General features: G+C 63.2%; 15 protein-coding genes. 7 read left to right on the top strand and 8 right to left on the bottom strand.

Annotation, left to right across the window (positions count from 1 at the left end):
* Window positions 1–106 precede the first annotated feature (106 nt).
* The 6 genes from IWW33_RS13180 to bioB all read right to left on the bottom strand — a co-directional run bounded on the left by IWW33_RS13180 (window position 107) and on the right by bioB (window position 4,979).
* Entirely contained in the window at window positions 107–403 is a 297-nt protein-coding gene (locus IWW33_RS13180) for a hypothetical protein (protein WP_012316593.1), read from the bottom strand.
* Between the two features lie 117 nt (window positions 404–520).
* The gene (gene bioD / locus IWW33_RS13175; protein ID WP_174141944.1) at window positions 521–1,201 is read right to left on the bottom strand and encodes a dethiobiotin synthase; all 681 of its coding nucleotides are present in this window, start codon (window positions 1,199–1,201) and stop codon (window positions 521–523) included.
* A gap of 10 nt (window positions 1,202–1,211) precedes the next feature.
* A complete protein-coding gene (bioC, locus tag IWW33_RS13170; protein ID WP_046787549.1) occupies window positions 1,212–2,030 on the bottom strand; it encodes a malonyl-ACP O-methyltransferase BioC in 819 nt (272 codons plus the stop codon).
* Window positions 2,023–2,754, bottom strand: a complete 732-nt coding sequence (locus IWW33_RS13165; protein ID WP_174141945.1) for an alpha/beta fold hydrolase — start codon at window positions 2,752–2,754, stop codon at window positions 2,023–2,025. The genes bioC and IWW33_RS13165 overlap by 8 nt, the downstream gene beginning before the upstream one ends.
* Window positions 2,747–3,919 (bottom strand): 8-amino-7-oxononanoate synthase, encoded by a 1,173-nt coding sequence (bioF, locus tag IWW33_RS13160; protein ID WP_119687883.1) that lies wholly within the window; start codon window positions 3,917–3,919, stop codon window positions 2,747–2,749. Before bioF ends, IWW33_RS13165 begins: the two co-directional genes overlap by 8 nt.
* Window position 3,920: 1 nt before the next feature.
* The gene (gene bioB, locus IWW33_RS13155) at window positions 3,921–4,979 is read right to left on the bottom strand and encodes a biotin synthase BioB (RefSeq protein WP_046787546.1); all 1,059 of its coding nucleotides are present in this window, start codon (window positions 4,977–4,979) and stop codon (window positions 3,921–3,923) included.
* Between the two features lie 89 nt (window positions 4,980–5,068).
* On the opposite strand from bioB, the gene IWW33_RS13150 reads away from it, so the two are divergent.
* From IWW33_RS13150 to rarD, 4 genes are all read left to right on the top strand, one after another.
* Window positions 5,069–5,806 (top strand): ComF family protein, encoded by a 738-nt coding sequence (locus IWW33_RS13150; RefSeq protein ID WP_174141946.1) that lies wholly within the window; start codon window positions 5,069–5,071, stop codon window positions 5,804–5,806.
* A gap of 26 nt (window positions 5,807–5,832) precedes the next feature.
* Entirely contained in the window at window positions 5,833–6,597 is a 765-nt protein-coding gene (locus IWW33_RS13145) for a TOBE domain-containing protein (protein WP_174141947.1), read from the top strand.
* Between the two features lie 71 nt (window positions 6,598–6,668).
* Entirely contained in the window at window positions 6,669–7,643 is a 975-nt protein-coding gene (locus IWW33_RS13140; protein ID WP_039602860.1) for a serine/threonine protein kinase, read from the top strand.
* 64 nt (window positions 7,644–7,707) lie between these two features.
* The gene (rarD, locus tag IWW33_RS13135; protein ID WP_046787543.1) at window positions 7,708–8,595 is read left to right on the top strand and encodes an EamA family transporter RarD; all 888 of its coding nucleotides are present in this window, start codon (window positions 7,708–7,710) and stop codon (window positions 8,593–8,595) included.
* 228 nt (window positions 8,596–8,823) lie between these two features.
* Here rarD and IWW33_RS13130 read toward each other — a convergent pair whose 3' ends face one another.
* Window positions 8,824–9,342 carry an ACT domain-containing protein gene (locus IWW33_RS13130; protein WP_012316603.1) on the bottom strand — a complete coding sequence of 173 codons (519 nt, stop codon included), beginning with the start codon at window positions 9,340–9,342 and terminating at the stop codon, window positions 8,824–8,826.
* Window positions 9,343–9,798: 456 nt separating this feature from the next.
* Here IWW33_RS13130 and IWW33_RS13125 point away from each other — a divergent pair, with 456 nt between their 5' ends.
* Window positions 9,799–11,976: a malate synthase G gene (locus IWW33_RS13125; RefSeq protein WP_174141948.1), complete on the top strand. Its 2,178-nt coding sequence runs from the start codon at window positions 9,799–9,801 to the stop codon at window positions 11,974–11,976.
* Window positions 11,977–12,072: 96 nt separating this feature from the next.
* Here the strand turns inward: IWW33_RS13125 and IWW33_RS13120 are convergent, their stop codons facing one another.
* Window positions 12,073–12,516, bottom strand: a complete 444-nt coding sequence (locus IWW33_RS13120; protein WP_012316605.1) for a response regulator — start codon at window positions 12,514–12,516, stop codon at window positions 12,073–12,075.
* 185 nt (window positions 12,517–12,701) lie between these two features.
* Here IWW33_RS13120 and IWW33_RS13115 point away from each other — a divergent pair, with 185 nt between their 5' ends.
* Window positions 12,702–14,639, top strand: a complete 1,938-nt coding sequence (locus IWW33_RS13115; protein WP_115273058.1) for a putative nucleotidyltransferase substrate binding domain-containing protein — start codon at window positions 12,702–12,704, stop codon at window positions 14,637–14,639.
* Window positions 14,636–15,346: a 3'-5' exonuclease gene (locus tag IWW33_RS13110; protein WP_119687886.1), complete on the top strand. Its 711-nt coding sequence runs from the start codon at window positions 14,636–14,638 to the stop codon at window positions 15,344–15,346. The genes IWW33_RS13115 and IWW33_RS13110 overlap by 4 nt, the downstream gene beginning before the upstream one ends.

Below are 15,346 nucleotides of genomic sequence, written 5' to 3'. Positions count from 1 at the left end.
CCCACGAAGGCGTCGGCTCAGGCAAAAAATCCAGCCTGATCAAACGCATCCGCAGGCGGGCCCGCATCCACAGAGCACTGTGCAGGTTTGTGAAAGTGCCGTGCCTTCAGGCGTAGGTATCGATGAACCGACCGAGCATTTCGTCGGAAGCCTTGGCGACTTTCGCGCCCAGTTCGACCTCGGTTTTGCCCAGCGCCAGCTGTACAGTGCTGGTGGCAAGGTCCATCTGCTGGCTGCGGTCAACCGCACGCAGGCGCTCGGCCTGAAAATCGCTGGACTGGCTGGTGGCGGCGCGTTCGACAGTGTTGCTGGCGATCTGGCTGGCCGCCTGGTCGACGCGGTTCTGCCCGCTCTGTATGGCGCTGAGGCCCGCGTAGTAGGCGGAGCTACCGGTGATTTCCATGTCAAAACTCCAATGACGCTGGATGTGTACAGGCCTGATTAAAACAGGCCCGGGCCATAAAGGCCCGTTTAAATCGCTAATGGCCCCGTGCTATCTGATAGACGTGAGGCATGGCGCTCAGTCCAGCAAGTCCAGCTGTAGATGTTCCGCGACTGCATCGGCAGTCGCTTGCTTGAGCTTGGGCACCCGCCCCAGGCAAGGCGCTGGCAAGCGCTCGGCCAGGCTGGCGAGGTTCTCCTCCAACCGCGACGTACGCGGGTCGATGACATTGGCCACCCAGCCTGCCAGTTGCAACCCGTCCCTGGCGATTGCCTCGGCGCTGAGCAATGCATGGTTGATGCAGCCAAGACGCACCCCTACCACCAGAATCACCGGCAACTTGAGGGCGATTGCCAGGTCGGACAGATTGGCATGGCCGGACAGCGGCACGCGCCAGCCACCGGCACCTTCGACCAGGGTGAAATCCGCGCCCTGATCCAGCACGTGACGCATGGCCTGGAGCAGGGCCGGCACCTCCAGCGTCACACCCGCTTCACGCGCCGCCACGTGCGGCGCGATGGCAGGTTCAAATGCAAAAGGGTTGATCGCTTCATAAGGCAGTTTGAGCGTGCTCTCGTCGATCAATGCCTGGGCGTCAGCGTTGCGCAGCCCCTTTGCGGTCACTGTGCAGCCGGACGCCACCGGCTTTGCCCCCAGCGTACTCAGGCCCTGCAGCCGTGCGGCATGCAACAGCCCGGCTGCGATGGTGGTCTTGCCGACATCGGTATCGGTACCCGCGATGAAATAGGCCTGGCTCATTTCGCTCCTCTCACGCCTTTGGCTTGCGCAACACACCATAGACCACCTGATAGGTGGCGGGCAGCCCTTGCGGCTGGCGGAATGCTTCATACGCCTGCAGCAGCCCCTGCATGCGGGTACGGCCAGTCAGGCCCGACGGCCGCCCAGGGTTGAGGTTGTGGGCGCCAAGTGCCTTTAGCTCATGGGTCAGGCCGCGCACATGCGGGTAGTGCAGCACATGCGCCTGCTGACGCAGGCCAAGCTGCTCCAGGCCGCTTGCCGCGCACAGTCGCTGATAGTCCTCGAACCGGCGGAAGCGGTTGACATGCACCATGCCATCCACGGCCTGCCAACTGGCGCGCAATTCATCGAGGGTACCGACACACAGGCTGCTGAAAGCCAGCACACCGCCCGGGCGCAATACCCGCCGTGCTTCTTCCAGCACGCTGGAGAACTGCGCGCACCACTGCACCGCCAGGCTAGAGAAAACCAGGTCGACGCTGTGATCAAGCAGCGGCAGCCGCTCGGCGTCGCCTGCCACATGGTAGCGGGCCCCGCCCTGCTCGCCTCGGGCATGGCGCAACATGCCTTCGGCGATGTCCACCGCCACGCCCGTCGCCGGCGTGAAGCGCTCGGCCAGCACCCGGCTGAAATGCCCCGTACCACTGCCAAGGTCGAGCCAGCGCGATGGCGTCAGTGCGTCCGGCAACTGCTCCAGCAGGGTCATGCCCACCGCGCGCTGCAAGGCCGCCACGCTGTCGTAGCTGGCTGCCGCGCGGGAGAACGAGGCCGCTACCTGGCGCTTGTCCGGCAGCGCGCCGGGCAGGGTTGGACGGGAAAGGTCAGTCATCGCCACTCTCATGCAGGAAACTCTTGATGCCCGCCGCCAGCTCCTGCGGGTACTCCAGCAGGAAAGCGTGGGAACTCTCTTCAACCAGGCCGACTTCAACGTCGGGCAACAACTCGCTCAGCGCTTTGGCCGCCTCGGGGGGCACCAACGCATCGCTGCCGGCGAACAGGTGCAGTTGCGGGCCGCCATACGCCTGCAGCGCTTCGCGGGTATCCAACTGAGCCAGCACCTCAAGCCCGGTGGCCAGGTACAGTGGGTCGGTGTCCGGTACCCCTACGCCTAGCTGGCGCAGCAACGTGCGCGGCTGCAGGGCGCCGTCACTGCACAAGGTACGAAAACGCTTGAGGGTCACCGAGGCGTGGCTGCGGCAACCGTCGAGGAAGGTCCCGAAGGTGTCATCGGCCATGCCATGCGGCCAATCCGCCCGTGCCACGAAGCAGGGGTTGCTGGCCAAGGTCAGCAGCCCGCAACAGTGGTCGCCACGCTTGCGAGCCAGCTCACTGGCGAGCATGCCGCCAAGCGACCAGCCGCCCAGCCAGGTATCACTGGGCAGTTTGCGGTCAAGGTAGTCGACCCACGCCTGGACATCGGCGTCGGCCAGCTCCGGCAGGGGCGCCAGCTCGACCTGCAGACGCGCGTCCTGCGCACGCAGGCTGGCGGCCAGCGGCTCCAGGGCCGCAGTACCCAGGCCCCAGCCGGGTAGCAGGATCAGTCGGTTACGCATCGGCGGCCTCCAGCTGTGGATAACAATCGGCCAATGCATTCAACAATAGCTGTACCTGCGCCTCACTGTGCGCAGCGCTCAAGGTTACCCTTAGCCGTGCACTGCCAGCAGGTACGGTAGGCGGGCGGATGGCGGTGACCAACAGGCCTCGTTCGCGCAGCATCTGCGACAGGCGCAGTGCCTGTGCGCTGTCGCCGATCAGGATCGGCTGGATCGGGGTAGGGCTGTCCATCAGCTGCAGGCCGATCTGCACGGCACCCTCGCGGAACTGCCGGATCAACCCGGCCAGGTGCTCACGGCGCCAGGTTTCGCGGCGCAGCAGCTCAAGGCTCTTGAGCGTGGCGCAGGCCAGTGCCGGCGGCTGGCTGGTGGTATAGATGTAAGGCCGGGCGAACTGCACCAGTGCCTCGATCAAATCATCGCTGCCCGCAACAAAGGCCCCCGCTGTGCCGCAAGCCTTGCCCAGCGTACCGATCAGCACGGGCACGTCATCGATGCCCAGGCCAAAGTGTTCGACGATTCCGCCGCCCTGTGCACCCAAGGTACCCAGGCCGTGAGCGTCGTCGACCATCAACCAGGCACCACGCGCACGCGCGACTTCGGCCAGTGCAGGCAGGTCGGCCAGGTCACCGTCCATGCTGAACACACCGTCGGTGACCACCAAGGTATTGCCGCAGGCCTTGCCCAGGCGGTTGGCCAGGCTGACTGCATCGTTGTGCAGGTAACGGTTGAAGCGGGCACCACTGAGCAAACCGCCATCGAGCAGCGAGGCATGGTTGAGGCGGTCCTGCAATACCGTATCGCCCTGCCCCACCAGCGCGGTGATGGCCCCGAGGTTGGCCATGTAGCCGGTAGAAAACAGCAAGGCACGCGGGCGACCGGTCAATTCGGCCAGCGCCTCTTCGACCTGATGATGCGGCGTGCTGTGGCCGACCACCAGATGCGAGGCTCCGCCACCGACACCCCAACGCTCGGCGCCGGCCTGCCAAGCGGCAATCACCTCAGGGTGGTTGGCCAGACCCAGGTAGTCATTACTGCAGAAAGCCAGCAACGGCTGGCCGTCGACCACTACGTTCGGCCCTTGCGGGCTCTGTAGCAGCGGCCGCTGCCGATACAGGTCTGCAGCGCGCCGTTCGGCAAGACGCGCTGCAAGATCGAAGGCCATCTCAGGCAGACGCGGCGTTATAGAACAGCTCGCTGCTGCGTTGCTCGACCAGCGCCTGTTCGATGGCGGCCTGGTGCACTTCGTCGGCATGCTCTTCACGCGCTTCAGGCTTGATGCCCAGGCGGGCGAACAGCTGCATGTCCTTGTCGGCCTGTGGGTTGGCAGTGGTCAGCAGCTTCTCGCCATAGAAGATCGAATTGGCGCCGGCCATGAAGGCCAGCGCTTGCATCTGCTCGTTCATCTGCTCGCGCCCGGCGGACAGGCGCACGTGCGACTTGGGCATCAGCAGCCGCGCGACCGCCAGCATGCGGATGAAGTCGAACGGGTCGACATCTTCTTCTTCGGCCAGGGGGGTGCCGGCCACTTTCACCAGCATGTTGATCGGCACCGACTCGGGATGCTCGGGGAGGTTGGCCAACTGGATCAGCAGGCCTGCACGATCGTCGAGCGACTCGCCCATCCCGAGAATGCCACCGGAGCAGATCTTCATCCCGGCATCGCGTACGTAGGCCAAGGTCTGCAGACGCTCGCTGTAAGTGCGGGTGGTGATGATGCTGGCGTAGAACTCCGGCGAGGTATCGAGGTTGTGGTTGTAGTAGTCCAGGCCTGCCTGGGCCAGCGCCTGGGTCTGGTCCTGATCGAGCTTGCCCAGGGTCATGCAGGTTTCCAGCCCCATGGCCTTGACCCCTTTGACCATTTCCAGCACGTAGGGCATGTCCTTGGCCGAGGGGTGCTTCCAGGCGGCGCCCATGCAGAAGCGGGTAGAACCGATGGCCTTGGCCCGCGCCGCTTCTTCCAGCACCTTCTGCACTTCCATCAGCTTCTGTTTTTCCAGCCCGGTGTTGTAGTGGCCGGACTGTGGACAATATTTGCAATCTTCCGGGCAGGCGCCGGTCTTGATCGACAGCAGCGTGGAAACCTGTACGCGGTTAGGGTCGAAATGCGCCCGATGCACGGTTTGCGCCTGGAACAGCAGGTCGTTGAACGGTTGCTGGAACAGGGCCTTCACCTCGGCCAGGGACCAGTCGTGACGTGTTGTTGCAGTTGTGCTGGCGCTCATCGGCGTTTCCTTGTTTAGGCTGTAGCTGGCGCCGGGACAGGAATGCCCGCCAGCGCATCACGGATAGCTCGCATAGTCATGGAAGGCCTATGAACTGTCAACCTTGGTTAAAAGCACTGGTTTACAAGTGTACAAATATTGAACATACCTGTTTGCTGTGCGGCACTTCTGCCGAGCAGCCCCACCCCATCTGTATTGCGTGCGAGGAGGACCTGCCCTGGCTGAGTGAGTACTGCATGCATTGCGCGCTACCGCTGCCAATGGCCGGCCTGACCTGCGCCCAGTGCAGTCGCCGTGCCCCGGCCTTCGAACAAGTGGTGGCGCCGTGGTATTACGGCTTTCCCGTGGACACACTGATCAGCCGCTTCAAACACAATCGCCAGTGGCCATTGGGGCGCTTGATGGCCGAAATGCTCAGCCTGGATTTGCGCCACCGCTTTGCCGATGGCCTGGCCAGGCCATCGCTGCTGTTGCCTGTGCCACTGGCAAAGCGTCGACAGCGCGAACGTGGCTTCAACCAGGCAGGCATGCTGGCAAAGTGGTTGGCCAAGGCCCTGGCAATCGACTGCAACGAGCGATTGCTGCGGCGCACCCGCGAAACACCGGCGCAGCAAAGCCTGGATGCCAAGGCCAGACGGCGTAATCTGCAGCAGGCCTTTGCGGTGGTTGATGAAAGCGCATTGCACGGCCTGCATGTGGCCGTGGTCGATGACGTGCTGACCACCGGTGCCACGGCGCAAAGCATCGCCGCCCTGCTGCGCGGCGCCGGCGCACGCCGCGTTGATGTGTATTGCCTGGCACGCACGGCAAAACCGGGGCAAGCTTGACCGGTCAGTCCCAGATAGGCGCCATCATGACCCTGCCCGCCCTGCTCACCCAGCACATCGCTCGCCGCCCACAGCGCATCGCTTTGCTTCAGCATATCGCTGAGCAAGGTTCGATCACCCGCGCCGCGAAGGCGGCAGGCATAAGCTACAAAGCCGCATGGGACGCCATAGACGAACTCAACAACCTGGCCAGCCAGCCGCTGGTCGAGCGTAGCACCGGCGGGCGCGGCGGCGGTGGCGCTCGCCTGTCGGGCGAAGGCGAGCGGGTACTGCGCCTTTACCAACGCTTGCAGGCCTTGCAGGCCCAGATTCTCGAGGCTGCCGAAGAATCCAGCGACCTTGACCTGCTTGGGCGCCTGATGTTGCGCACCAGTGCCCGCAACCAGCTGCAAGGCCAGGTCAGCGGCTTGCGCCGCGAGGGGCGGCACGACCGCGTGAGCCTGGCGCTGGGTGGCGGGCTGGAAATCGAGGCACTGATCACACACGACAGCACTTCACGCCTGGAGCTGACGCTCGGAACCATGGTGGTGGCGTTGCTCAAGGCCGGGTGGGTGCGGTTATCGAGCGCCGCAGATGAAGCCGAAGCGGGCAGCAATGTGCTCAAGGCCACCGTGGAAGAGGTGATAGCGGATGGGCATAACACCAGTGAAGTGAGGCTGGCGCTGGGTAATGGCCAGACACTCTGCGCGTTTGCCGATGCGCACTGGCTGGCACAAGAGGCAGTGACAACAGGTAGCCAGGTCCGGGTGCAGTTTCATCCCTCCCATGTATTGCTGGGGGTACCGGTGTAGGTTGGTCGCGCCACCCCGCCAGAGGGCCGGCACTGATACCATGAGCCCTTGCAGCCCACCCCGGAGCCACCATGTCTCACCCCTTCGCGACCCTCACCCCCGACCTGGTACTGGACGCCGTGGAGAGCCTCGGCTTTCTCAGCGACGCCCGCGTACTGGCCTTGAACAGCTACGAGAACCGCGTCTACCAAGTGGGTATCGAAGGCGAGCAACCACTGATCGCCAAGTTCTATCGACCCGGCCGGTGGAGCAATGAAGCGATTCTTGAAGAACACCGCTTCACCGCCGAGCTTGCTGAGTGCGAAGTGCCGGTGGTCGCCCCGCTGCAACACAATGAACAGACCCTGTTCGAGCACCAGGGCTTTCGCTTCACACTATTTCCCCGCCGCGGCGGCCACGCACCGGAGCCAGGCAACCTCGACCAGCTCTACCGTCTGGGCCAGTTGCTGGGCCGCCTGCATGCCGTGGCGGCAACACGCCCGTTCGAGCATCGCGAAGCCTTGACTGTGGATAACTTTGGCCACGCCTCCCTGCAAACCCTGCTTGATGGCAACTTCGTACCTCGGGAATTGCTGCCCGCGTTCGAGTCTGTAGCGCGCGAGCTGCTCAAACGGGTCGAAGACATCTACGCACGCACCCCACATCAGGTCATGCGCCTGCACGGCGACTTGCACCCCGGCAACCTGATGCATCGCGACGACGTCTACCACGTCGTCGACCTCGATGACTGCAGGATGGGCCCGGCCGTGCAAGACCTGTGGATGATGCTGGCCGGCAGCCGTGAAGAACGCCTGGGCCAACTGGCAGAGCTGATCGACGGCTACAACGAGTTTCACGATTTCGACCCGCGCGAGCTGCCCCTGATCGAACCGCTGCGCGCCTTGCGCCAGCTGCACCATAGCGCCTGGCTGGCACGGCGCTGGGACGACCCGGCATTCCCGCGCAGCTTCCCCTGGTTTGGCCAACCGCGTTACTGGGGCGATCAGATCCTGGCCCTGCGCGAGCAAACAGCGGCACTCGACGAGCAACCCCTGAAATTGTTCTAAATGCCTGCAAAGGTCTGTCTACAATAGGCGTCGCTGTATTTAGCTACCTAAGCAAGGATTCTGCATGCACGCCGCAAACCCGCGTCGCGGGTACATTCTTGGCCTCTCGGCCTACATCATCTGGGGCTTGTTCCCCCTCTATTTCAAAGCCATACAAAGTGTCCCGGCGGTTGAGATCATCGTGCACCGGGTGCTCTGGTCTGCTTTGTTCGGTTCGCTGCTGCTGTTGGTGTGGAAGCACCCAGGGTGGTGGCGCGAGCTGCGCGACAACCCCCGCCGCCTGGCCATTCTTGCCCTCAGTGGCGCCCTGATTGCCGGCAACTGGCTGACTTACGTATGGTCGGTCAATAACGGGCGCATGCTCGAGGCCAGCCTGGGCTACTACATCAACCCGCTGGTGAACGTGCTGCTGGGCATGCTTTTGCTGGGTGAGCGCCTGCGCCGCCTGCAGTGGCTGGCAGTGGGCATGGCCGCAGTAGGTGTGGCGCAACAGGTGTGGCAAGTCGGTAGCCTGCCTTGGGTGTCATTGGTACTGGCGCTGACGTTTGGCTTCTACGGCCTGATCCGCAAGCAGGCACCGGTGGCGGCGCTGCCCGGCCTGGTGGTGGAAACCTGGATGCTGGTGCCCCTGGCGCTTGGCTGGCTGCTGCTGCACCCTGCCGCGATGAGTGCACAAGGCAGTTTCTATACCAGCAGCGAAGCGCTATGGCTGATCGCAGCCGGGCCGGTAACGCTGATACCACTGGTGTGCTTCAACGCCGCTGCGCGGCACTTGCCCTACACCACCCTGGGCTTCCTGCAGTATCTGGCGCCGACCTTGGTACTGCTGCAAGCGGTACTGCTATTTGACGAGCACCTGTCTTCCAGCAGCCTGATGGCTTTCTTGTGCATCTGGGCTGGCCTGGCGCTCTACAGCGTCGATGCCTGGCTGAACCTGCGCAAGCGCGCCTGATCAAAAAACGATCAAAACTCTGCAGGCCACGCCGGCCGTGGCCTGGCAGAACATCTCCAGAGGTTATCCACACCCTCGTCCCCGTGCTTTGTGCACAAGCCATTGATTAGTGGCTGTTTTTTGACCAAACAGCGGGAGAGCTCGCCGTCTCTGGGCTAGCGAGGAGCGCCCCCAGGTTATCCACAGGGCCGTCCCCGGTTAATCGGGATAACCTGCTACCGCCTCGGCTCAATCCTGGGGCCGCAATTTCAACTCCACCATCAAGTCATCCGCCAGGCTCTCCAGCTTCTGCTGCAGATCATCCAGCGACAAAGTCAATGGCAGCGCCAGCAAGGCATCGGCATGGAACAACGGCTCGCTGCTCATCGGCGCCGGGCGCACTTCGGTGGTGAAGCGCTCAAGGTTCACCCCTTGGTCAGCGAGCAAGCGGGTGATATCACGTACGATGCCTGGGCGATCATTACCCACCAACTCCATCGCGATCGGCTTCCAGGTACAGGAAGGCTCGATGCCGCTTTCTGCGATCAGCACACGGATATCGTACTGCCCCAGGGCCTGAAGTGATTTCACCAGCTCATCGTAGCTCTCTGCCGGCACCGCGACCCGCAGGATGCCGGCGAACTGCCCGGCCATACGCGACATACGGCTCTCCAGCCAGTTACCGTTGTGGTCGGCGATGCACTGGGCAATCCGTTCGACCTGGCCGGCCTTGTCAGGAGCAATCACGGTCAGTACAAGATGATCCACAGGGCTTCCTCTGCGTCGTGCCGCCTGCAGCGGCGAGAATACGGGGGGATTGGTTCAGTATAGGCAAGGCGCGGCAACCTGCCGCAGGACGGTCTGCCGAACTAATCGTGTACTGTTTCAAGATTTATCTGGAACAATCCACCGGTTTTTTGCGAACATAGCCACTCCCAGCGTGACCCTCCGCGACCAATCGGTCGCGGAGCGACGCTTTTAGTCTGATGTTCACCGGCCTGCTGCTTCATGTAGTATGCCTCGGCGCGGACTACAAAACGTCGTTACGATGTCTGCCAAGGCGCCTGTGAAAATACGCCAACCGCCCGCCAGCCTTTCTGGCGAGCCGCACCCAGCCGCTCTCGTGAGTGGTGAGAGCATGTACTGGTGCCGTGTTTAGAGAAGCGCTACAGGCTTAATACAGAAGAGCGAAAGCGAAATAGCTGAGCAAAGGTGAGGCAAGCAATGACTGGATACGTTCAAGTCGGTGGCCTTCAGGTCGCCAAGGCCCTGTACGACTTCGTCAACAACGAAGCGATCCCTGGAACCGGCGTCAAGGCCGATGCGTTCTGGGCCGGGGCAGAAAAGATCATCAACGACCTCGCCCCAAAGAACAAAGCCCTGCTCGCCAAGCGCGACGAGCTGCAAGCCAAGATCGACGCCTGGCACCAGGCACGCAAAGGCCAGGCACACGACGCCGTCGCCTATAAAAGCTTCCTTCAGGAAATCGGCTATCTGCTGCCACAAGCCGACGATTTCCAGGCCACCACCCAGAACGTGGACGAAGAGATCGCCCACATGGCCGGCCCACAGCTGGTCGTGCCGGTGATGAACGCCCGCTTTGCCCTGAACGCCGCCAACGCCCGCTGGGGCTCGCTGTACGACGCACTGTACGGCACCGATGCCATCAGCGATGAAGGCGGCGCCGAAAAAGGCCAGGGCTACAACAAGGTCCGTGGCAACAAGGTCATCGCCTTCGCCCGCGCCTTCCTCGACGAAGCCGCGCCGCTGGCCGCTGGCTCGCACGTCGACTCCACCGCTTACCGCATCGAAGGCGGCAAGCTGGTCGTTGCCCTCAAGGGTGGCAGCAACAGCGGCCTGCGGGACGACGCCCAGCTGATCGGCTTCCACGGCGATGCCGCCGCGCCAACCGCCGTGCTGCTCAAGCACAATGGCCTGCACTTCGAAATCCAGGTCGATGCCGGCACCCCGGTCGGCAGCACCGACGCCGCCGGTGTCAAAGACATCCTGATGGAATCGGCGCTGACCACCATCATGGACTGTGAAGACTCGGTCGCTGCCGTCGATGCCGACGACAAGGTCATCGTCTACCGCAACTGGCTGGGCCTGATGAAAGGCGACCTCGCCGAGAGCGTCAGCAAAGGCGGCAAGACTTTCACCCGCACCATGAACCCGGACCGCGAGTACGCAGCGCCCAATGGCGGCACCGTGACCCTTCACGGTCGTTCGCTGCTGTTCGTGCGCAACGTGGGCCACCTGATGACCAACCCGGCCATTCTCGATGCCCAAGGCAACGAGATTCCCGAAGGCATCCAGGACGGGCTGTTCACCAACCTGATCGCCCTGCACAACCTCAACGGCAACACCAGCCGCAAGAACACCCGTACCGGTAGCGTCTACATCGTCAAACCGAAGATGCACGGCCCTGAAGAAGTGGCGTTCGCCGCCGAGATCTTCAGCCGCGTCGAAGACCTGCTGGGCATGCCGCGCAACACCGTCAAGGTCGGCATCATGGACGAGGAGCGCCGTACCACGGTCAACCTCAAGGCCTGCATCAAGTCGGCAGCCGAGCGTGTAGTGTTCATCAACACTGGCTTCCTCGACCGAACTGGTGACGAAATCCACACCTCGATGGAGGCCGGCGCCGTGGTGCGCAAGGGCGCCATGAAGAACGAAAAGTGGATCGGTGCCTACGAGAACAACAACGTCGACGTCGGCCTTGCCACCGGCCTGCAAGGGCGTGCGCAGATCGGCAAAGGCATGTGGGCCATGCCGGACCTGATGGCTGCCATGCTCGAGCAGAAGATCGCTCACCCGCTGGCCGGTGCCAACACCGCCTGGGTACCGTCGCCGACCGCCGCCACCCTGCACGCCCTGCACTACCATAAAGTCGACGTGCAGGCGCGTCAGCGCGAGCTGGCCAGCCGCGCCCCGGCCTCGGTCGACGACATCCTGACCATCCCGCTGGCAGCTGACACCAACTGGTCGGCCGAAGAGATCCGCAATGAGCTGGACAACAACGCCCAGGGCATCCTCGGCTATGTGGTTCGCTGGATCGACCAGGGCGTGGGTTGCTCCAAAGTGCCGGACATCAACGATGTGGGCCTGATGGAAGACCGCGCTACCCTGCGTATCTCGGCCCAGCTGCTGGCCAACTGGCTGCGCCATGGCGTGGTTACCCAGGAGCAGGTGCTGGAAAGCCTCCAGCGCATGGCCGCCGTGGTCGACAAGCAGAACGCCGGTGACGCCCTGTACCGCCCGATGGCGCCGAACTTCGACGACAACGTGGCATTCCAGGCTGCAGTGGAACTGGTAATCGAGGGTGCCAAGCAACCGAACGGTTATACCGAGCCGGTACTGCACCGTCGCCGCCGCGAGTTCAAGGCGCGTAACGGGCTGTAAGACACCGGGGCCGCTCCATCAGTTACAGGAGGATCGCATTCCCCTGTAGGAGCGGCCTTGTGTCGCGAAAGGGCTGCAAAGCAGCCCCAATCCCGCTCACTCAAGCTTCAATTCTTTCTTCACCAACCCCAGCAGTTTCCCCAGATCCACCGGCTTCAGCAAAAAATCCACCACCCCCAGGTGCATCACATCCACCGCCTCCTTCACATCGGTGTCGCCTGACACCACGATGATCGACAACGCCGCCCGTTCCGACTCACGAATCTGCCGGATAAGCTCCAGGCCATCCTTGGGCTGCATGCGCAGGTCGGTGATCATCAGGGCGATGCGCGGTTCGTAATGCAGTTTGAACATCGCCTCCTGAGCACCATCGGCCTGCATGCAGTCGATCCCCCTGCTCTTCAGGTAAAGGCACAGGGCCTCACTGTTCACCGGGTTGTCATCAACCACCAATACCACCGGCCTGGGCGCAACAGGTGCACTCAACCCGGCCAGTGCCTCACGTTCGGCGTCACTCAGGATGTCGTCATGCTCAACCATGGTCGTCTCATCAAATAGTCTTGCTCACCGGTAAGACCGCAGCTTGCGATATTGATCACACTACGCTCATAGACTTACGTCCAATGGGCACCGCACGGCCGTCAGCCGACCATGGGGACCGAGAACAACAAGGCCGCACCTATATATAGATATATATAGTTCGGCGTAGCGATACGGTCAGTGTCATGAGCAAAAACGACGCCTACAGCCAGGCGGGCAGAACTGCCGTTCTGCAGAACATTCAGGGCACCCTGCAGTTTTTGCAGCGTTTCCCGCCGTTCAACCAAATGGAACACAGCCACCTGGCGTTCCTGGTGGAACAGTGCCAGTTGCGTTTCTACGCCAGCGGGGAAAGCATCATCAAACCCGCTGACGGCCCGGTGGAGCACTTCTACATCGTCAAACAGGGGCGCGTGGTCGGTGAGCGCCAGCACCTGGTCAAGCCTGGCGTGGAAACCACCTTCGAGATCACCAGCGGCGAGTGCTTCCCGCTGGCCGCCCTGCTCGGCGAGCGCGCTACCCGCACCGAGCACCTGGCGGGCGAGGACACGTTCTGCCTGCAATTGAACAAAGCCGCCTTCATCCGTGTGTTTTCCCTGTCGGATGTGTTTCGGGATTTTGCGCTGCGCGGTGTCAGCAGCCTGCTTGACCAGGTCAACCAGCAGGTGCGCCAACGAGCGGTGGAAACACTCGGCACCCAATACTCACTGAACACCCCGCTGGGTGAACTGGCCATGCGTCACCCGGTGGTCTGCACCCCGGACACGCCGCTGCGCGACGCCGTGCGGTCGATGCACGACCAGCAGGTCGGCAGCATCGTGGTGGTCGATGCGCAGCGTTACCCGGTGGGCATCTTCACCCTGCGTGACCTGCGCCAAGTGGTGGCTACTGTCGATGCCGACCTCGGTGCCGCCATCGAACGGCACATGACCGTCAAACCCTTCTACCTCAGCCCGCAGGCCAGCGCCTTCGACGCGGCCATGGCCATGACCGAGCGACACATTGCCCATGTTTGCCTGGTGGACAACCAGCGCCTGTGCGGCGTGGTCTCGGAGCGCGACCTGTTTTCCCTGCAACGGGTCGACCTCGTGCACCTGGCCCGCACCATCCGCCATGCACCGCGCCTGGACTCGCTGGTGGCGCTGCGTGGCGAGATCGGCCAGCTGGTGGAGCGCATGCTCGCCCACGGCGCCTCCTCGACCCAGATTACCCAGATCATCACCCTGCTCAACGACCACACTGTCTGCCGGGTAATCGAACTGGCTCTGGCCGAACGCGGCGACCCTGGGGTGCCGTTCAGCTGGCTGTGCTTTGGCAGCGAAGGGCGCCGTGAACAGACCCTGCATACCGACCAGGACAACGGCATCCTGTTCGAGGCAGCTGACAGCAGCGAAGCCGAAGCCATTCGCGCCCGCCTGCTACCTCTGGCCCACTACATCAACCAATGCCTGGCCCAATGCGGCTTCACCCTGTGCAAGGGTAACGTCATGGCAGGCAACCCCGAGCTGTGCCTGTCGCGCACTGAATGGGCACGGCGCTTCGCCGGCTTCATCCGTGAAGCCAGCCCAGAGAACCTGCTCGGCTCGAGCATCTATTTCGACCTGCGTGTGGTCTGGGGCGACGAACAGGGTTGCGAACAGCTGCGCCAAAGCATGCTGGAACAAGTAGCCGAGAACCGCATTTTCCAGCGCATGATGGCCGATAACGCCTTGCGTCAGCGGCCTCCGGTAGGCCGCCTGCGCGAATTCGTCCTGACCCGCCAAGGCAACGACAAGGCCGCTACCCTGGACCTCAAGGTCCAGGGCCTGACACCCTTCGTCGATGGTGCGCGGCTGCTGGCCCTGGCCAATGGCATCGGCGCCTGCAACACCTTGGAGCGCCTGCGCCAGCTGGTCGACAAAGGCGTTATCGAGGCGCTCGACGGCGCGGCCTACGAAGAGGCCTACCATTTCATCCAGCAAACGCGCATGCAGCAGCACCAGCGCCAGACCCGCGACAATCAGCCGTACTCCAACCGCCTCGATCCGGACAGCCTCAACCATCTGGACCGGCGCATCCTGCGTGAGTCCCTGCGCCAGGCGCAGCGCCTGCAAAGCAGCCTGGCCCTGCGGTACCAGCTATGAGCCTGTTCGCCTGGCTGCGCCCTGCCGCGCCGGCCCTGGACGGTGCACTGCATCAACGCCTGTCGCGCCTGCCAAAACCCGCACCGCTGGGCGTGTGCTCGCTGCGTGAGCAGCGCTGGGTGGTGCTGGACCTTGAGACCAGCGGCCTGAACCCCAACCGCGACCAGGTGCTGTCGATCGGTGCCGTAGCCATCGAAGACGGCGCCATCGACTTCTCCCAGCAGTTCGAGCGTACCCTGCACCGCCCGGCCCAGAAAACCAACGCCAGTGTACTCATCCATGGCCTGGGCCCGAGCGCCCTGGCCGCAGGCAGCGACCCGGCCGAGGCGTTGCTCGACCTGCTCGAGTTCATCGGTGACAGCCCGGTGCTGGCGTTCCATGCACCGTTCGACCAGCGCATGCTGGCTCGGGCATTGAAAGAAACCCTTGGGCATCGCCTGCAACAGCCCTTCCTCGATGTTGCTGAACTGGCGCCCATGCTCAACCCTGACACGGTACTGCGCGAAGCAGGGCTGGATGACTGGGTGGCGCGCTTCGGGCTGCAGGTGGATGAGCGCCACCACGCCAGCGCTGATGCCCAAGTCACCGCTGAACTGGCGTTGATCCTGTTCAGCCAGGCCCGTCGCCAGCAGCTGGACAGCCCATTGCAGCTGGAGCAGCGCTTGCGCGGGTGGCGGCGGCGCAATGTGCAGGGGCATGGGCTTTAG

The organism is Pseudomonas sp. M2, assembly GCF_015751845.1.
In the GTDB taxonomy this organism is placed as follows: domain Bacteria; phylum Pseudomonadota; class Gammaproteobacteria; order Pseudomonadales; family Pseudomonadaceae; genus Aquipseudomonas; species Aquipseudomonas putida_E.
Note: the sequence above shows the minus strand (reverse complement) of the source record. Positions and strands in the feature narration are given on the sequence as shown.